The organism is Saccharothrix hoggarensis (genome assembly GCF_042678885.1).
Classification (GTDB): domain Bacteria; phylum Actinomycetota; class Actinomycetes; order Mycobacteriales; family Pseudonocardiaceae; genus Actinosynnema; species Actinosynnema hoggarensis.
This window is the reverse complement of sequence record NZ_JBHTLK010000141.1, coordinates 1-17,989: the sequence shown is the minus strand read 5'-3', so window position 1 is coordinate 17,989 and position 17,989 is coordinate 1. Positions and strand designations below refer to the sequence as shown.

Below are 17,989 nucleotides of genomic sequence, written 5' to 3'. Positions count from 1 at the left end.
CGCCGTGGCCGGTTCGCCCTCGGCGGTCGGGGCGGGCTGGCTCGGGGCTGGCCGGGTCGGGGCGGGCTGGGTGTGGCCGGTTGAGGGCGCGGCGGGCTGGGTCGGGGCGGCTTGGGGCGGTGGCACGGTGGCGAGTGCCTGCGCGCTGCCCACCCGGTGCAGCTCCAGTCCCACCGCCTCCAGGCGGCGGCCCAGGTGGCCGAGTTCGTCTGCCAGCCTTATCAGGGGTTCCTGCCCAGTCCCGGTCATGTGACCAGGGTCGCCCCTTCCCGGTGTATCCGGAATCCGTACCTCTACTCAGTCCCGGTACCGAACAGGTCACGCCGGCACCTGGCACAGTGCCCACCGTGACGGTTCTCGTGCTCGGTTCGGCCAACGCCGACCTCGTCGTGTCCGTGCCGCGTCGTCCCGCCGGCGGTGAGACGGTGCTCGGTGGCGACACCGTCGTCCTGCCCGGTGGGAAGGGCGCCAACACCGCCGTGGCCGCCGCGCGCCTGGGAGCCTCGGTCGCCTTCGTCGGCGCGGTGGGCGCGGACCAGTACGGGGAGCTGCTGCGGCGGTCGTTGTCGGAGTCGGGTGTGCGGACGGACTTCGTGCGCACGTCGGACCGCCCCACCGGCCTGGCCTACATCACCGTCACCCCGGACGGCGAGAACTCGATCGTCGTCGCGCCCGGCGCGAACTCGGACCTCGGTGTGTCCGATGTGGACGCCCTGACCTGGGACGACGTGTCGGTGCTGGTGTGCTCGCTCGAAGTGCCGGTGCCGACGGTGCGGCACGCCGTCCGTGCCGCCGCGGCCCGCGGGGTGCGGCCGGTGCTGAACCTGTCGCCCGTGGTGGACGTGCCGGCCGACACGCTCGCCCTGCTCGACCCGCTGATCGTGAACGAGCACGAGGCCGCGTCGCTGGCGTCGTCGTTCGCCGGACTGCTGGACCTGGGTCCGCGGTCCGCCGTGGTCACGTTGGGCGCGCGCGGCGCGGCCGTCGTCACGCCGTCCGGTGTGGTCGAAGTGGACGCGCCGGAGGTGTCCGCTGTGGACACCACGGGCGCCGGTGACGCGTTCGCGGGCGCGTTGGCGTTCGGGCTGTCGTCGGGCTCGTCGCTGGTGGAGGCGGCCCGGTTCGCGGCACGGGTGGCCGCGCTGTCGGTGACGGCGGCGGGCGCGCAGCCGTCGTACCCGACGTCGGAGGACGTCCGGAGAACCGGGTGAGGCCCGGTGCGACCCCGGCGTGGCCCCGGCGTGGAGGGCGTCGGCGGTAACCGGGTGACCTGGGCGCTGCCGCCCGAGGCGGTGGGTGCTGCCGTCGGGGGCGGTGCGGCTTTCTGGGGTAGCGGGTTCGGCGCGAGTGGCGTTGGCTGGTCCTTCACGTCCCGTGGACCCGAAGGGTATGGTCTAGACCATGTCGAGCGCGCGGCTGAGCGGTGTCGGGGTCAGTTCCGGTCGGGCTTCCGGGCCGGTGGTCCGGGTGGCCGAACCGCTGGGTGAGCCGCCCGCGTCGCCCCCGCCCGCGGACCCGGCGGCCGAGGCGGCGCGGATCAGGCCCGCCGCCGACGTCGTCGTGGCCAGGCTGCAGGCGCGGGCCGCCACCGTCACCGGGGACGCCAAGGACGTGCTGGAGACGACCGCCGCGATGGCGGCCGACCCGGCGTTGCTGTCCCAGGCCGAGAAGCTCGTGGCGTCCGACTCGCTGCCCGCCGCACGGGCCGTGCACCAGGCCGCGGCCGGGTTCATCTCCGCCCTCGAAGCCGCCGGCGGGTACATGGCCGAACGGGCCCGCGACGTGCGGGACGTGCGCGACCGGCTCGTCGCCGAGCTGCTCGGCCTCGCCGCGCCCGGCGTGCCCGACCTGACGTCGCCGTCCGTGCTGGTGGCGCGCGACCTCGCCCCCGCCGACACCGCCGGGCTCGACCCGTCCAAGGTGTTGGCGCTGGTCACCGAGGAAGGCGGGCCGACCTCGCACACCGCGATCCTGGCTCGTTCGCTGGGCATCCCGGCCGTCGTCGCGTGCCGCGGCATCCTCGACCTCGACGTGCCCGCCCTCCTCGTGGACGGCGACACCGGCGTGGTGCAGGCGTCCGACGGCACGGTCCGCGCGGCGCACGTCGCCGGGCGCGCCGAGTGGAACGGCGTCGGCGTGCTGCGCGACGGGTACCGGGTGAAGGTGCTCGGCAACGTCGGCTCGCCCGCGGACGCCGTCGCGGCCGCCGCCGGTGGCGCCGAGGGCGTCGGCCTGTTCCGGACCGAGTTCTGCTTCCTGTCGGCGTCGACCGAGCCGTCCGTCGCCGACCAGCGCGAGGCGTACGCGGCGGTGCTCGCGCCGTTCGCGGGCAAGCCGGTGGTCGTGCGGACCCTCGACGCCGGCGCGGACAAGCCCCTGGCGTTCCTGTCGCCCGAGCCGGAGCCGAACCCGGCGCTGGGCGTGCGCGGCCTGCGCGTCGCGTTCGACCGGCCGGACGTGCTCGAACGCCAGCTCGAAGCGATCGCCCTGGCCGCCGCCGACACCGACGCCGAGGTGTCCGTGATGGCGCCCATGGTCGCGACCGCCGCCGAAGCCGGGTGGTTCGTGGAACGCGCGCGTGCGGCCGGCCTCCGGCGTGCCGGCGTGATGATCGAGATCCCGGCGGCGGCCCTGGTGGCCCGCGAGGTCCTGGCCGTGGTCGACTTCGTCTCGATCGGCACGAACGACCTCGCGCAGTACGTGTTCGCGGCGGACCGCCAGGTCGGCGCGGTGGCCGCCCTCAACGACCCGTGGCAGCCCGCCCTGCTCCGGATGATCAAGCTCGTCGGGGACGCGGGCACGGCGCTCGGCAAGCCGGTGGGCGTCTGCGGCGAGGCCGCCGCCGACCCGTTGCTGGCGTGCGTGCTGACCGGGTTGGGCGTGACCAGCCTGTCGATGAACCACACCGCGCTGTCGGGCGTGGGCGCGAAACTCGCGTCGACCAGCTTCGACCTGTGCCAACTGGCCGCCGCCGCGGCACTCGCCGCCGCCGACCCGGCCGCCGCCAAGCTGGCGGCCCGCGCGCCGCATTGACATGGCCGCTGCTCCGCAGGCGGCGGCACGGTCGCCTGGAAGTCGGTCGTTCCCGCCTGATTTCGTGACGATCGAAAAGCGTGATCGCCACGAAATGAGTCGCGAACGACCGACGCGACCGTGCACATGGCTGCTGCTTCGCAGGCGGCGGCACGGTCGCTGCGACCTCGCGTGAACGTGGTCTAGGGCGCTGCGGCTTGTAGGGCGTCGCGGACCAGTTTGATCAGCGGGTGGTCCTCGCTGCCCCGGCGCACTGCCGCGACCACCCGGCGCAGCGGGGCGGTGCCGCACACCGGGACGCCCCGCACCGCGTTGCGCGGCACCAGCGCCACGCCGGCGCCGGCCCGCACCAAGGCGTCGATGGCCCGGAAGTCGTCGGACGTGTGCCTGATGCGCGGCGCGAAGCCGGCGTGCTCGCAGGCCAGCTCCACGACGTCCCGCACCGGGTTGCCGGGCAGCGGCACGACCCAGTCGTCGTCCGCGAGGTCCGCCAGGTCGACGTCACCCCGCCCCGCCAGCCGGTGACCGCCGGGCAGCACCACGTCGAACGGCTCGGTGTACAGCGGGAACCTGGTCAGCCGCCGGTCGTCGGTCCGCGGCCTGTACTCCTCGGTGATCGCCAGGTCGATCTCGCCGTCCAGCAGCAGCGGCACGCTGGCGTGCCCCTCCACGTCGCGCACCCGCAGCGTCACGCCCGGCGCGGACACCCGCAGCGCGGCCAACGCGGGGGCGACGACCTGCGTGATCGCCGACGCGAAGCTGCCCACGTGCACCGGACCGGTCGTGCCGGACGTGAACGCGGCCAGGGTCGCCTGCGCCCGCTCCAGCTCCGCCGCCACGACGCTCGCGTGCCCGACCAGCAGCTCACCGGCGGCCGTCAGCGACACCCGCCGCCCGCGCCGCCGCAACAGCGGGTGCCCGACCTCCGACTCGAGGGCGGCCAGCTGCTGCGACACGGCGGACGGCGTGAGGTGCAGCGCCTGCGCCGCCGCCGTCACGGTGCCGTGGTCGGCGAGCGCGCGCAGCACTCGGAGTCGCCGTGGGTCGATCACCGGTCCATCCTCATCCAGCGCCCGTCCGGGGCGCGCGGCGCACCGGCGGTTGATCCGGCGCGGGCGCCGGCCGCCGCTGCCATCCTCACCTCATGTCGACCTTCGACCAGCTCGTGGCGGAAGGCGAAGCGGTCCCGACGGAGGGCGGGGACTTCTCCTGGTTCACGGGTCGCGCCACCGAGGAGCGACCGTCGTGGAAGTTCGCGACGCTGCTCGCCGAGCGCGAGCTGACCGACGCGATGATGGGGCCGCAGGTGGTGAGCCCGGACCGCGACCCGCTGGTGGTCGTGGCCGCGGCGGAAGCGGCCGGGCTGGAGGTCGTCGACCTGCGCCGGGAAGCCCTCCGGATGGAGTTCCACGACATCGCGTCGGTCGTCGTCTTCCTGCGCGAGGTCGTCTGGACCGTCCCCGGCTTCACCGTCGACGGGTACCGCGCCCGGCTCGCCCGGCTCCACGACTTCATCGAGCGTCACGGCCCGTTCGTGGCGCACTCGCAGCGGTTCCTGGTCGAGGCCGTGCGACCGCGCTGAGGCCCGGCGGTGTGCGTTCGCGGTCCCCGTGCGGTACCAAGGACCATGCGTTCGAACCGCCGCCTGGAACTGCTCATCGCGTCCGCCGGCCTCCTCGTCCTGATCGTGCTCGGGATCGTCGTGCCCAGCGTCCGCGCGGGCGGGTTCGAGGTGAACGTCCCGATCGCGATCGGCTCGGTCGTCGTCCCCGCGCTCCTCCTCGCGCTGATCGGCAGCCGGAACAACCGCGGCTAGGTCACATCCGGGCGCGGGCGGCCACGAAGGCGTCCACGGCGCGGTTCACGTCGTCCGTCGAGTGCGCCGCCGACATCTGCGTCCGGATCCGCGCCTTGCCGTGCGGCACGACGGGGTACGAGAAGCCGATCACGTAGATGCCCTGCTCCAGCAGCAGGTCCGCCATCCGCGACGCCTCCGCCGCGTCGCCGATCATCACCGGGATGATCGGGTGCTCGCCGGGCAGCAGGTCGAAGCCCTCCGCCGTCATCCGCGACCGGAACAGGGCGGTGTTCTCCCGCAGCCTGGTCAGCAGCTCGCCGGACGAGCTGAGCAGGTCCAGCGCGGCGATCGCGGCGGCCGTGATCGACGGGGCCAGCGAGTTCGAGAACAGGTACGGCCGCGACCGCTGCCGCAGCATCTCCACGATCTCCGCCCGCCCGGACGTGTAGCCGCCGGACGCGCCGCCCAGCGCCTTGCCGAGCGTGCCGGTGACGATGTCCACCCGGTCCTGCACGCCGTACAGCTCCGGCGTGCCGCGCCCGTTCGGGCCGGTGAAGCCGACCGCGTGCGAGTCGTCCACCATGACCAGCGCGTCGTACCGGTCTGCCAGGTCGCAGATCTCGTCCAACGGCGCCAGGTAGCCGTCCATGGAGAACACGCCGTCGGTGGCGACCAGCCGGTACCGGGCGTCGGCGGCGTCCTTCAGCTGCCGCTCCAGGTCGTCCATGTCGCGGTTCTTGTACCGGTACCGGCGGGCCTTCGACAGCCGCACGCCGTCGATGATGGACGCGTGGTTCAGCTCGTCGGAGATGATCGCGTCGTCCGCGCCGAGCAGCGTCTCGAACAGCCCGCCGTTGGCGTCGAAGCACGAGCTGTAGAGGATCGTGTCCTCGGTGCCCAGGAACTCCGACAGCCGCCGTTCCAGCTCCTTGTGCGGCTCCTGCGTGCCGCAGATGAACCGCACCGACGCCATGCCGAAGCCCCACCGGTCCAGCGCCTCGTGCGCGGCCGCCACCAGCCTCGGGTGGTCGGCCAGGCCCAGGTAGTTGTTGGCGCAGAAGTTCAGCACCTCGTCGCCGGAGCCGACGCGGACGGCCGCGTTCTGCGGCGTGCCGATCACCCGTTCGGCCTTGTAAAGCCCGGCCGCGCGGATCTCGTCCAGCCCGGTCCGCAGGTCCTCGCGCATCGCGCCGTACATCAGGGAGCTCCCGTCCAGTCGAGGATGACCTTGCCGCACTTGCCCTCGCGAGCCGTCGTGAACGCCTCGTCGAACGCCGTGTAGTCGAACCGGTGCGTGATCACCGGCGTCAGGTCGAGGCCGCGTTGCAGCAGCACCGACATCGAGTACCAGGTCTCGAACATCTCGCGGCCGTAGATGCCCTTGACCTGCAGCATCTTCAGCACCACGCTGCTCCAGTCCACCGGGAACTCCTCGGCGGGCAGGCCCAGCATCGCGATCCGGCCGCCGTGGGCCATGTTGCCGATCATCTCCTGCAGCGCGATCGGCTTGCCGGACATCTCCATGCCCACGTCGAAGCCCTCGGACATGCCCAGCTCGGACTGCGCCTCGGAGATCGTCCGCTCGGCGACGTTCAGGGCGAGGTCGACGCCGACCTTGCGGGCCAGCTCCAGCCGGTGCTCGCTCACGTCGGTGATGACGACGTTGCGCGCGCCCGCGTGCTTGGCCACGGCGGCGGCCATGATCCCGATCGGGCCCGCGCCGGTGATCAGCACGTCCTCGCCCAGGACCGGGAACGACAGCGCGGTGTGCACGGCGTTGCCGAACGGGTCGAAGATCGCGGCGACGTCGAGGTCCACGGACGCCCGGTGCACCCACGCGTTCTCCTCGGGCAGCACGACGTACTGCGCGAACGCCCCGTCGCTGTGCACGCCGAGGCCGCGCGTGTTGGCGCACAGGTGGCGGCGGCCCGCCTTGCAGTTCCGGCACGTCCCGCAGACCAGGTGGCCCTCGCCGCTGACGAGGTCGCCCACGTTCACCCCGGTCACGGCGGCGCCGGTCTCCACGACCTCACCGACGAACTCGTGGCCGAGCACGAGCGGCGCGTGGATGTTGTGCGCGGCCCACTCGTCCCACGAGTCGATGTGCAGGTCCGTGCCGCAGATGCCGGTGCGCAGCACCCGGACCACCACGTCACCGGGGCCGGGGATGGGGTCCGGTACGTCGGTCAGCGACAGTCCGGGTCCGGCGGTCGCCTTGACCAGTGCCTTCATGCCGGCGAGTGTGCCCCCGCGCGGTTGTGCAGTCCATCAGGACTTTCTGAATTCACTCGTAAGTTCCGCTTCACAGGCGATGTTGCGCGCCATGCCCCCGAACACCAGCCCGTGGAACGGCCACACCAGCCACCAGTACACGTGCCCGGCCAACCCGCGCGGCACGAACACCGCCCGCTGCCGGTACGTCGACCCGCCGCCCGGCGCCGGCGCGACGCGCAGCTCCAGCCACGCAAGACCCGGCACCCGCATCTCCGCGCGCAACCGCAGCAGGCGGCCCCGGTCGATCTCCTCCACCCGCCAGAAGTCCAGCGCCTCGCCGACGTGCAGCCGCCTCGGGTCGCGCCGCCCGCGCCGCAGCCCGACCCCGCCGACCAGCCGGTCCAGCCAGCCGCGCACCGCCCAGGCGAGCGGGAACGAGTACCAGCCGTGCTCGCCGCCGATGCCCTCCACGACCCGCCACAGCCGGTCCGGGGACGCCTCCGTGCGCCGTTCCCGCACGTCCACGTACGACGAGCCGCCCGACCAGTCGGGGTCGGTCGGCAACGGGTCGGCGGGCGCGCCCGGCACCGACGCCCCGGACCACCGGGTCTCCACGTCCGCGTCGCGGACCTTGGCCAGCGCCGCCGCGACCGCCTCGTCGTAACCGGTGTTCCGGCCGGGCATCAGCGACTCGACGTCGTGCTCGCGGCACACCACCTCGTGCACCAGCGACTCGATCAGCGGCGCGGCGATCGACCGCGGCACCGGCGTCACCAGGTTCACCCAGTGCGCGGACAGCCTCGGCGTGAGCAGCGGCACCGGCAGCACCCGCCGCGGCCGCAGCCCGGCCACCGCCGCGTACCGCAGCATCATCTCCAGGTACGTCAGCACGTCGGGGCCGCCGATGTCGAACGCCCGGTTCACGTCGGCCGGGAGCCGCACCGCGTCCACCAGGTACCGGAGCACGTCCCGCACGGCGATCGGCTGGACCCGGTTGCGCACCCACCGCGGGGTGATCATCACCGGCAGCCGCTCGGTGAGGTAGCGCAGCATCTCGAAGCTCGCCGACCCGGACCCGATGATCACCGCCGCCTGCAGCACCACCGCGGGCACCGCGCCGCGCAGGAACACCTCCCCCACCTCCTGGCGCGACGCGAGGTGGGGCGACAGCGCGACCCCCGGCGGGTGCAGCCCGCCCAGGTAGACGATCCGCCGCACCCCCGCGTCCTCGGCCGCGCGCGCCGTGTTCACCGCGGCCCGCCGGTCGGCGTCGGCGAAGTCGGGGTCGTTCAGCGAGTGCACCAGGTAGTGCACGACGTCGACGTCCCGCATCGCCGCGGCCAGTGAGGCCGGGTCGAGCACGTCGCCGCGGACCACCTCGACCCGGTCGGCCCACGGCACGTCCCGCAGCTTGCCGGGGTCGCGGACCAGGCACCTGACCCGGTGGCCGTCCGCCAGCAACCGGGGCACGAGCCGTCCACCCAGGTAGCCGGTCGCGCCGGTGACGAGGCAGTGCACGCCCCGATCCTCGCCGTCCGGGCGACGTCCCGCACGGCGGAGCCCGTCCGGCGGTCCTCTCCGGCGCTCAGGCGTGCCGGAACCAGCGGGTCTTCTTCTTGATCTCCACGTTGCCCGCGCGCACGTGGCCGTGCACGACGAAGTGCGGCCGCCCGTTCGCGCCCGTGCCGACCTTGTCCTTCAGGTTGCTCGCGGCCAGCTCCACGCCGTCGGCGTCGACCGTGGCGCCCTCCGGCAGCACCAGCTTCACCGAACCGGCGGTCACGTCCAGCTCGATGTCCACCACCGCGTGCGGGATGGACGCCTCGCGGAAGTCGAGGTCCGTCGACCCCATCCGGTTGCGCACGAGGAGCTGCCGCGGCACCGCCCAGCGGCCCTTCCGGGCCACCGTGGACATGGTCGCCTTCAGCTCCTGCCGCTCGGCCGGCGCGACGACGGCCCGCTCGTGGTGCACCATCCCCGGCAGGTCCAGCAGCACCGCGTTGAGCTGACCGCGGGTGCGCGCGGCCAGCGCCGTGTCGGTGCGCTCGGTGAACTCGTCCAAGGTGATCAGGCCGCGCCCGATCGCCTTCTGGAGCAGGCCGACGACGTGCTCCCGCTCGGCGTCGGACACGCGGAGGTCCTTGGGGTCCAACGCGGCCGGGTCGGTCCTGGCCGGCTCGGTCACGGCCGCGTCGGCCACTGCCGGGTCGGCCACTGCCGGGTCGGCCATTGCCGGGTCGGTGCTGCCTGGTTCGGTCATCGCTCAGTCCTCCGGCTCGACGTCGAGCCCGTGCTCGATCGCGTACCGCGCCAGCTCGACGCGGTTGTGCAGTTGCAGCTTGCGCAGGGTGGACTGCACGTGGTTCTCCACCGTGCGGTGCGAGATGACCAGCCGGTTCGCGATCTGCCGCGCCGTCAGCCCCTTGGCGACCAGCCGCAGCACCTCGGTCTCCCGCTCGGTGAGCTGCGGCTTGTCCTCGTCCGGCGTGGCGGCCATCCGCCGGTACTCCCCGAGCACCAGCCCGGCCAGGCCCGCCGTGAACACCGCGTCGCCGGCGGCCGTCCGGTTCACCGCCTCGACCAGCTCCTCGGCCGACGCCGACTTCACCAGGTAGCCGGACGCGCCCGCCTTCACCGCCTCCAGCACGTCGCTGTGCTCGCCGCTCGCGGAGAGCACCAGCACCCGCGTGCCGGGCAGCGACCCGGTGATCACCGTCGTCGCCTCGACCCCCGTCGTCTCGCCCAGGTTCAGGTCCATCAGCACCACGTCGGGCCGGACGGCGCGCGCGATCCGCACCGCCGACGCGGCGTCACCCGCGGTGGCCACCACCTCGAAACCGCGTTCGGCCAGGTCACGCGCGACACCGTCGCGCCACAGCGGGTGGTCGTCCACGACCATCACGGACACGCTCATCGGAATACCCGCACCTCCCACTCGGTGCCCTCCCCCGGGCCCGTTTGCAGCTCCAGCGTCCCACGCAGGTCCTCCACGCGGCCCCGGATCGACTGGGCGACGCCCATCCGGCCCTCCGCCTCGGCCGAGGCGAGCCGACCCTCCGGGATGCCGGGGCCGTCGTCGCGCACGCTCAGCACGACCTCGTCGCCGAGGTCTTCGAGCAGCACCCACGCCCGCGCGTCCGGCCCGGCGTGCTTGTCCACGTTGGACAGCGCCTCGCGGACCACGGCGGTCAGCTCGACCACGGACGCGGCGGGCAGCATCACCTGCGTGGCGGGCGTGGACACCTGGACCTTCGACGTGGCGAGCAGCTGCAGCGCCGGCCGCAGGTCGGCGTCACCGTCCACGGTGGACTCGGTGGGGGCGGCGGCCACGAGCGACCGCAGCGCGACCTCCTGCTCGCCGGCGAGCTCGGCGAGCTCCGCCGCCTCGCCGCCGAGTTCCGTGCCGCGCTTGCGCACGCGCGCCAGCACCTGCAGCACACCGTCGTGGATGGACCGGGCCAGCCGCTCGCGCTCGGCCGTCGCCGCCTCGGTGCGCAACGCCTGCGCGAGCCGCACCGCCGACCGGCGCGCCGTGGACGACGCCATGCCGACCACGAAACCGGCGCCGGCCAGCAGCACCACGTCCCGCACCAGGTCGACGCTCAGCTCCCGGCGGTTGAGGTACGTGCTCAGGCCGACCGCGAAACCGGCCAGCGCGCCCGCGACCTGGCCGCCCAGCGCGCCCGCCGCCACCGCCGGCCCGCACGCCCAGATCGTCGTGATCAGCGGGACGTTGTAGAGGAACTGGGCGTCCGTCATGATCAGCGGCGACAAGGACATCAGCCCGCACGCGATCACCAGGTCGGCGACGACGATCCACGGCCGCCGGCCGCTCTCCCGGCTGTAGGCGTGGATCGTGAACGCCGACCACAGGGCCATCACGGCGATCGCGGCCCACGCGAGCCACGGGCGCTCGTAGCCGTCGTGGTGGACCACGGCGTTGCCCAACGCGAACAGGAACGTCACGATGCGTAGCGCTACCGTTCCCCGCCAGAGGTGGGCGACCGGGTCTTCCATCACCGATGGCCCCTGATCGGTTGGCTTTGTGTGCACGGCGTGCTCCCTTCGCGGCCAATCTTGCCGTGTCGGAGTGGCGCAGCTAACCCCCAGGTGGCCGTCTGTTCCGACACGGACATGTGTGCGAGGCTGGCCGGAGTCACCGAGCGTGATCTCTCCGGTTCTGGTTCTCTCCGGCCGAGGACGCGCCCGCGGGCTGCTGTGGCGAGGGAGGGCTGAACGTGCGCCACTGGCCACTGTGGACGCTGAAGCGCTCCGCGCTGGCCTACTGGCTGCTCGTGGACGCCTGTGCGCTGGCCGTCGTCGTCTACGTCATCGTGTCGTCGCCGCAGCCGACCCCCGGCGAGGTCGGCCGGTTCGCGGCCATCGCGGGCACCGCGGGCGCGGTCGTCATCGGCAGCTCGATCTACAGCCACCGCATGGGCGAGTCCGAGCGCAACCCGTGGGCCGCGCACCTCTGCTACCTCACCGCGGGCCTGGTCTCGCTGCCGTGCAACCTGCTCGTCCTGCTGCTCTTCGGCCCCGCGCTGCACGGCGTGCTGACGCAGCGCCCCGAGTCGCACCGCTGGGTGTTCACCCTCTCCGCGACGGCGCTGGCCGTGTTCGGCACCCGGTACGTCATCGGCTGGGACGACCCCACCGCCGACCTCGCCGTCATGGTGCTCGGCGCGACGGTGCTGCTGGTCCTCCGCGCCGGCCTGATCGCGCTCGGCCTCAAGCTGCGCAGCCCCGGCGCGCCCGCCGAGGAGGTCGTCGGCGAGCCGATCGACGTCGTGCTGGGCGTCGTCGCGGTGAGCATCGGCGGCCTGATGGGCTTCGCCGCCGCCGCGACCGCCGTCCACGCGCTCATGGCCGGCCCGCCCCTGGCGCTGCTGGAACGCGCCGCCCAGCTGCCCCAGTGGCGCCGGTCCGCCCAGCGCGACGCGAAGACCGGCCTGGCCAACGCCGTGCACTGGGACGGGCGGGCGCGCTACGAGCTGTCGAAGGCCAGGGCGCGGGACCGGCCGATGGCCGTGATGCTGCTCGACCTCGACCACTTCAAGCGGGTGAACGACGAGGTGGGCCACCTGGCGGGCGACTCGGCGCTGAGCGCGGTCGCCCTGCTGCTCACCGGCACCGTCCGGCGCGGCGACCTGGTCGGCCGGTTCGGCGGCGAGGAGTTCGTGGTGCTGCTGCCCGACGGCGGGCCCGCCGTCGCCCGCGCCGTCGCCCAGCGCGTCCGGCACGCCGTCGCCGACCTGGCCGTGCCCGCGGTCGGCGCGGACGGCCGGGAGCACCTGCTCACCGGCCTGACCGTGAGCATCGGCGTGGCGACCACCCAGCGGTTCGGCTACGAGCTGCCGGACCTGCTGGTGGCCGCGGACGCCGCGCTCCTCGCGGCCAAGGGCTACGGCCGCAACCTGGTCGAGATGGCCTGACCCGGCGTCCCTACCTCTGCCCGCTGTGCTCCGCGTTCGGGTCGTCGCGGTTGTCGATGTCCTCGACCCGCTCGCCGCCCGTGTCCACCGGTCCGCTCTCCTGCGGCTCCAGCACGTCCACCTCGCGCGGCTCGACGTCCTTGTCCGACTCCGACAGCAGCGACCTGATCCCCGAGTTCAGCACCGCCAGCAGCGGCACGGACAGCAGCGCGCCCGCGATGCCGCCGACGACCAACCCGGCGGTGATCGCCAGCACCACGGCCAGCGGGTGCAGCTTCACCGCGCGACCCAGCAGCAGCGGCTGGAGCACGTGGCTCTCCAGCTGCATCACGCCGATCAGCACGGCCAGGATGATCAACGCCTCCAGCGGCCCGTTGGCCACCAGCGCCACCAGCACCGCCACCGCGCCGGTGATCACCGCGCCGACGATCGGGATGAACGCGCCGAGGAACACCAGCGCCGACAGCGGCACGACCAGCGGCACGTCCACGATCCACAGGCCGATGCCGACGCCGACCGCGTCCACGACGGCCACCAGCGCGGTCGCCCGCACGTACGACACGAGCGAGGCGAACCCGCGCCGCCCCGCCACGTCGGCCCGCTCGCGCACGTCCCGCGGCACGATCCGGACCAGGAACCGCCAGATCCCGTCGCCGTCGTGCAGGAAGAAGATGAGCGTGAACAGCGCGAGGATGAACCCGGTCAGCAGCTCGCCGACGGTGGCCGCCGTGGTGAGCGCGCCCGAGGTGATCTCGGTCTGGTTCTCCTTGACCGTCTCCACCACCCGGTCGAGGTACTGCTGGAGCTGCACGTCGCTCAGGTGCAGCGGCCCGTCCTTGAGCCAGCCGCGGATCGTGTCGAGGCTCGCGCTGACCTGCTCCTGCAGCTGCGGCAGGCCCTTGGAGAACTCGGTGATCACGAACGTGAGCACGCCGCCGACCACGGCGATGCCGCCGACCAGCACCATGCCGGTGGACAGCCCGCGCGGCACGCCGGCCCGGGTGAGCTGCGACACGGCCGGCGACAGCAGCGCCGCGAGGAGCAGCGCGACACCGGCCGGGATGACGATCGTGGCCAGGAACCCGACCACCTGGAACACCACGTAGAGGGCGGCGACCACCGCCACGAACCGCCAGCTCAACGCCGCGGACACGCGCAGCATCCGCGGCACCCTGTTGCTGATCTCCGTCTCCATCCTCGTCACGCGGATCACGGTAGTCCGCACGGGCGCTCCCGGTGGGGCGGTCGGGCATCGCGGTGACGCGCCGAACCACACGTTTGGTTCCGCCAAAACCTGGCGGAACCCGCGCCGCGGGTGGTCGGATCGGTGCGTGACCGCCGAGGAACGCGCCGCCGACACCGTCGACCACGACGTGCGCGCCGCGTTCGCCGCCGGCCGCCCGCTGCGGTTCGACCCCAGGGCGCCGAAGCAGGAGCGCGCGGTCCGCGGCGAGCTCCTGTCGTTCCTCCTCACGGCCGGCTACCGCACCGCCGCCCTCCGCCTGGTCGGCGCGCACGTCGTCGGCCCCTTCGCCCTCGAAGGCGCCCGCGTCGACCACGTCGTCGACTTCCTCGACTGCACCTTCGAGCAGCCGCCGGACCTGCGCATGGCACGCCTGGTCGGCCTCCGCCTGCGCGGCTGCAAGGTCCCCGGCCTGTGGGGCCGCAACGTGCGCGTCGGCAGCGACCTGGTGCTGGAGGCGGGCTTCACCAGCGACGGCGTGGTCGACCTGACCGACGCCGCGGTCGACGGCACGCTCCGGCTCGCGGGCGCGGTGCTGCGCAGCAAGGGCGACCACGCCCTCCTGGCCGCGCGCATCCGGCTGTCCGGCTCGCTCCAGGCCATCGCCCTGCGCGCGGGCGGCGAGGGCCGGCTGCGCGGCGCGGACGTCGGCGGCAGCGTGCACCTGGGCGGCGCGCGGCTGGTCAACGCGGGCCAGAACGCGCTCGACGCCACCGGCGTCACCATCGCGGGCAACCTGTTCTGCGACGCCGAGGGCGGCCGGTTCACCGCCGAGGGCCGCATCCTGCTGGACGGCGCGCGGGTCGGCGGCAGCGTCGTGTTCTCCGGCGCCCGGCTGCGCGCCAGCGTGGTGGACCGCCCGGTGCTCGTCATCCCGCGCGGCACCGCCGACGAGGCCGCCGCGCTCGTCGCCGACCGCATGAGGGTGGACGGCAACGTGGAGCTGGACGACGGGTTCACGTCCTCCGGCACGGTCCGCCTGCCGAACGCCGACATCGGCGGCTACCTGCGGCTGTCCGGCGCGGTGATCGGCCGCCGCGACGTCGTGGAGGAGCTGGCCGACCACCCGGGCGAGGTCGTGCACCGCATCCCGGTGGCCCTGCACGCGGACGGCATCAGGGTGCGCGGCGACCTCGAAGCGCGCGGCGCGGTGAACGGCGGCTTCGCGGGCGACGGCGCGCGCGACTCGGCCCTGCAGGCCTACGGGCAGGTGCGCCTGGTGGACGCGCACGTGCGCGGCAGCGCGTCCCTCTCCGGCGTCCGGCTGCACGGCCCCGGCATCGACGTCCTGTTCGCCGACCGGCTCCGCGTCGGCGGCACGCTGTTCCTCCGCGACCTGCGCGCCCACGGCTCGCTGCGCCTCCAGAACGCCGAGATCGGCTCCACGCTCGACTGCTCGGGCGCGTCCCTGCTGTCGCCGCGCCGCCGCCCGGACGGCACGGTCAAGCCGTCGCTCGACGCGCGGGTCGCCACCGTCGGCAAGGACTTCCTGTGCAGCCACGGCTTCACCGCCGTCGGCGGCGTGCGCATCCGGCTGGCCGAGGTCGGGAAGATGGCGACGTTCGCGGGCGCGCGGCTCGGCGGCCCGGACAGCGACATCGCGCTGAACGCCTACGGGCTCACGGTGAGCCAGCTCGTGCTGCGGCTGTCGGAGGACCAGGTGCCGGTCGGCCGGGTCGTGCTGACCCGGGTCACGGCGGCGACCGTGCTGGACGGGCCGGGGCTGTGGGCGGCGACCGGCGGCGTGGACGTGGAGGACTTCACGTTCCGCTCGATCTCGTCCACGCCGCACGTCGGCGTGCGCACCCGGCTGCGGTGGCTGCGCGAGGTGCAGCCGGACTTCGCGCCGGGGCCGTACGAGCAGCTGGCGGCGGTGTACCGGGACGGCGGCGAGGAGGAGCTGGCGCAGGCCGTGCAGCTGGAGAAGCAGCACCGGCGCTACTCCGAGCTGGGCGTGGCGGGCCGGGTGTGGGGCTTCCTGCAGCGCTGGACGGTCGGCTACGGCTACCGGCCGTGGCTCGCGATCGCCTGGCTGGCCGCGTTCTGGCTGGCGGGTTCGGCGTGGTTCCTGGGCCACGAGATGCCGAAGCTCAACGACGACGAGTCGCCGTCGTGGAACGCGTGGCTGCTGTCGATGGACCTGCTGATCCCGATCGTCGACCTCGGCCAGGACGGCAAGTGGAAGTTCAGCGGCGCCTCGCAGTGGATTTCCAGCGGGTTGATCGCCGTGGGCTGGATCCTGGCGTCCACGGCCGCCGCCGGCGCGGCGCGGGTGCTCAAGCGGGTCTGATCACGTACCGTCACAGTCGACAACACGGAGTGTCGATCACACGATCCGGCGAACCCGGTGTCGAAGGCGTGCGCTCCTCGGTTCCCTCCTGGCACTCTCACGTCGTCGGGCTTGATCACGTCGATCACGTCGCCGGCGAATCCCAGCGCTTTCCGTGGAGGTACCAGCGATGTCGGCCGTTGACCAGCGAGTGGGAACGGGGGCGAGCCGCGTTCGGCGGCTGCTCTCCCGCGCCCTGCTGGTCGCGGGCGGCACGCTGGCCGGCACGGCGGCGGCTTGGGCGCTGGCCACGTCACCGGCGTCCGCGCAAGCCCCCGTCGACCCCGACGCGGTCACCGGGATCACCCAGGTGAGCCCGGTCCGGGCCGCGCTCGACCCGGTCGCGTTGACCGAGGTCCGCGAGGCCGTGCGGGACCTGGACGTCGCGCTCGGCACCCCGCCGGTGCGGGAGCCGAGCCCGCCGGACCTCGGCCGGGTCGCGGAGGAGATCCGCGGCACCGTCGAGCACGTGGGCGGCTGGCTGAAGCCGGCGCGCCCGACCGACCAGGTCGCCACCGAGCCGGTGGTCGCCGCGGTCGTGGCGCGGGGCGTCACCGAGACCACCCCGGCCACCACCGCCGCGCCGCAGTCCGCGGGCGCCCCGGTGGTGCACGGGGTGTTCGACCTGATCAGCCGTACCTGGCTGGAGACCTCCCGGCAGCCGGTCGCCGCGCTGCCGGGTGACACCGGGCCGTCCTTGCCGGGCGACCCGTCCGGACTGCCGTCGATGCCGTTCGCGCCCCTCGGCGCGCCGGTCCACTGCTCCTGCGGTGGCGACGGCTCCGGCAACGCCGGCGGTGGCAGCGGCCCGTTCTCGGCCGTCTCCGCCGACCGCTTCGACGCCGCGGTGGCCCGGGCTCTGTCCCCCGCCACTGAGCGGAACGTCGTGATGCCGGGCAAGCAGCCCGGCATCACGCCCGACTGACCACAGCGCGCGGTCCGCGCAGCTCGCTGACGAGCTGACCCGGTAACGACCGTTGCGCCGTTCGCGTGCGCTCCCCTTCCGGTCGTGACGCCGCGCCTCCCACCCCCTCTGATCCGGGTGGTCGTCGTCCCCCGACGCGGTTCGCCGCGTCCGACCACCCTTCACCTCCCGCAAGGGACACCGAAAGAAGGAGAACTCATGCAAACCTGGGCCAAGCGCGGTCTCCAGACCGCACTTGTCACTGGTGGTTTGCTGATGCTCGGTACGGGCATCGCTTCAGCCCAGGACAACGTCAACCCCGACGCCCCGCCGAACGCGCTCGACGCGCAGGCGCGCATCCCGGTCGACGTCGACCACAACAACCTGGGCACCCCCGCGGGCAACGGCGACCTGCCGACGATCCACCGCGAGATCCGGACCCCGAGCGTGTCCGAGCTGACCGCCGCGGGCGTCGCGGCGCCGGCCAACCCCCTGGTCCGCAGCGGTCGTGACGCGCTGGGCCGGGTCGACACCTCCAGCGTCACCCGCGGCAACAGGGCGGACGCCGACGTGGTCGCGCCCGTCGAGGTGTGCGGCAACGCGATCGCCGCCGGCGGCGACGCCTACAGCGAGGCCGACTGCGCCGGCTCGGCGGAGAGCACCGGCGACGTCAAGACCGACGGCTCGCACGGCACGCTGGCGGGCAACGTCGCCCGTGCCGGCGCCGCGGCGTCCCCCCAGGTGACCGGCAACGCCGTCGCGATCCTGGCGAACTCCGAGACCCGCACCGACGCCGACCAGCGGGCCGTCGCGTCCGGCGACGTCACGACCTCGGGCCGGGACGGCTCGCTGTCCGGCAACATCGCCGCCGTGCAGGGCGCCGTGCCGGCGCAGGTGACGAACAACGCGCTCGCGGCGGGCGGCAACTCGCACTCCTCCGCCACCTCCTCGAACCGCGCCGACGCGGGCGGCACGGTGCTCCCCGGCGGCGACCGCGCGGCCGGCGGCGGCAACGTCCTCGGCGCGCCCCTGG

15 protein-coding genes and 2 pseudogenes are annotated in these 17,989 nt (G+C 73.9%); 8 read left to right on the top strand and 9 right to left on the bottom strand.

Annotated features, from left to right (window positions below):
• Nucleotides 1-249: pseudogene (locus ACFQ3T_RS23680) on the bottom strand (hypothetical protein); the annotation flags it as partial.
• An 89-nt stretch (nucleotides 250-338) separates the two neighbouring features.
• On the opposite strand from ACFQ3T_RS23680, the gene ACFQ3T_RS23675 reads away from it, so the two are divergent.
• Nucleotides 339-1,211 (top strand): ribokinase, encoded by an 873-nt coding sequence (locus ACFQ3T_RS23675; protein ID WP_380725966.1) that lies wholly within the window; start codon nucleotides 339-341, stop codon nucleotides 1,209-1,211.
• 190 nt (nucleotides 1,212-1,401) lie between these two features.
• On the top strand, nucleotides 1,402-3,033 hold the full coding sequence (locus tag ACFQ3T_RS23670) for a putative PEP-binding protein (RefSeq protein ID WP_380725965.1): 1,632 nt from the start codon (nucleotides 1,402-1,404) through the stop codon (nucleotides 3,031-3,033).
• A 182-nt stretch (nucleotides 3,034-3,215) separates the two neighbouring features.
• On the opposite strand, the gene ACFQ3T_RS23665 is transcribed toward ACFQ3T_RS23670, so the two are convergent.
• A complete protein-coding gene (locus ACFQ3T_RS23665; RefSeq protein WP_380725964.1) occupies nucleotides 3,216-4,085 on the bottom strand; it encodes a LysR family transcriptional regulator in 870 nt (289 codons plus the stop codon).
• A 92-nt stretch (nucleotides 4,086-4,177) separates the two neighbouring features.
• Here ACFQ3T_RS23665 and ACFQ3T_RS23660 point away from each other — a divergent pair, with 92 nt between their 5' ends.
• On the top strand, nucleotides 4,178-4,615 hold the full coding sequence (locus tag ACFQ3T_RS23660) for a hypothetical protein (RefSeq protein WP_380725962.1): 438 nt from the start codon (nucleotides 4,178-4,180) through the stop codon (nucleotides 4,613-4,615).
• A 45-nt stretch (nucleotides 4,616-4,660) separates the two neighbouring features.
• Nucleotides 4,661-4,849, top strand: a complete 189-nt coding sequence (locus ACFQ3T_RS23655) for a hypothetical protein (protein WP_380725960.1) — start codon at nucleotides 4,661-4,663, stop codon at nucleotides 4,847-4,849.
• A gap of 1 nt (nucleotide 4,850) precedes the next feature.
• Here the strand turns inward: ACFQ3T_RS23655 and ACFQ3T_RS23650 are convergent, their stop codons facing one another.
• The 6 genes from ACFQ3T_RS23650 to macS form a co-directional block, all read right to left on the bottom strand.
• Nucleotides 4,851-6,029 (bottom strand): glycine C-acetyltransferase, encoded by a 1,179-nt coding sequence (locus tag ACFQ3T_RS23650; RefSeq protein ID WP_380725958.1) that lies wholly within the window; start codon nucleotides 6,027-6,029, stop codon nucleotides 4,851-4,853.
• Nucleotides 6,029-7,063 (bottom strand): L-threonine 3-dehydrogenase, encoded by a 1,035-nt coding sequence (gene tdh, locus ACFQ3T_RS23645; protein ID WP_380725956.1) that lies wholly within the window; start codon nucleotides 7,061-7,063, stop codon nucleotides 6,029-6,031. The genes ACFQ3T_RS23650 and tdh overlap by 1 nt, the downstream gene beginning before the upstream one ends.
• Before the next feature lie 36 nt (nucleotides 7,064-7,099).
• Complete coding sequence (locus ACFQ3T_RS23640) at nucleotides 7,100-8,563, bottom strand: SDR family oxidoreductase (RefSeq protein WP_380725954.1); 1,464 nt, start codon at nucleotides 8,561-8,563, stop codon at nucleotides 7,100-7,102.
• A gap of 67 nt (nucleotides 8,564-8,630) precedes the next feature.
• Nucleotides 8,631-9,305, bottom strand: a complete 675-nt coding sequence (locus ACFQ3T_RS23635; RefSeq protein ID WP_380725952.1) for a DUF1707 SHOCT-like domain-containing protein — start codon at nucleotides 9,303-9,305, stop codon at nucleotides 8,631-8,633.
• A gap of 3 nt (nucleotides 9,306-9,308) precedes the next feature.
• A complete protein-coding gene (locus ACFQ3T_RS23630) occupies nucleotides 9,309-9,959 on the bottom strand; it encodes a response regulator (RefSeq protein WP_380725950.1) in 651 nt (216 codons plus the stop codon).
• Nucleotides 9,956-11,062 carry a MacS family sensor histidine kinase gene (macS, locus tag ACFQ3T_RS23625; RefSeq protein ID WP_380725948.1) on the bottom strand — a complete coding sequence of 369 codons (1,107 nt, stop codon included), beginning with the start codon at nucleotides 11,060-11,062 and terminating at the stop codon, nucleotides 9,956-9,958. The genes ACFQ3T_RS23630 and macS overlap by 4 nt, the downstream gene beginning before the upstream one ends.
• Nucleotides 11,063-11,283: 221 nt before the next feature.
• Here macS and ACFQ3T_RS23620 point away from each other — a divergent pair, with 221 nt between their 5' ends.
• Entirely contained in the window at nucleotides 11,284-12,480 is a 1,197-nt protein-coding gene (locus ACFQ3T_RS23620; protein ID WP_380725946.1) for a GGDEF domain-containing protein, read from the top strand.
• Between the two features lie 10 nt (nucleotides 12,481-12,490).
• Here ACFQ3T_RS23620 and ACFQ3T_RS23615 read toward each other — a convergent pair whose 3' ends face one another.
• Nucleotides 12,491-13,675 carry an AI-2E family transporter gene (locus tag ACFQ3T_RS23615; protein WP_380725967.1) on the bottom strand — a complete coding sequence of 395 codons (1,185 nt, stop codon included), beginning with the start codon at nucleotides 13,673-13,675 and terminating at the stop codon, nucleotides 12,491-12,493.
• A gap of 136 nt (nucleotides 13,676-13,811) precedes the next feature.
• Here ACFQ3T_RS23615 and ACFQ3T_RS23610 point away from each other — a divergent pair, with 136 nt between their 5' ends.
• From ACFQ3T_RS23610 to ACFQ3T_RS23600, 3 genes and pseudogenes are all read left to right on the top strand, one after another.
• Entirely contained in the window at nucleotides 13,812-16,013 is a 2,202-nt protein-coding gene (locus ACFQ3T_RS23610; RefSeq protein ID WP_380725944.1) for a translocation/assembly module TamB domain-containing protein, read from the top strand.
• 169 nt (nucleotides 16,014-16,182) lie between these two features.
• Entirely contained in the window at nucleotides 16,183-16,977 is a 795-nt protein-coding gene (locus ACFQ3T_RS23605; RefSeq protein ID WP_380725942.1) for a hypothetical protein, read from the top strand.
• A 255-nt stretch (nucleotides 16,978-17,232) separates the two neighbouring features.
• Nucleotides 17,233-17,989 (top strand): annotated as a pseudogene (locus tag ACFQ3T_RS23600) (hypothetical protein); the annotation flags it as partial.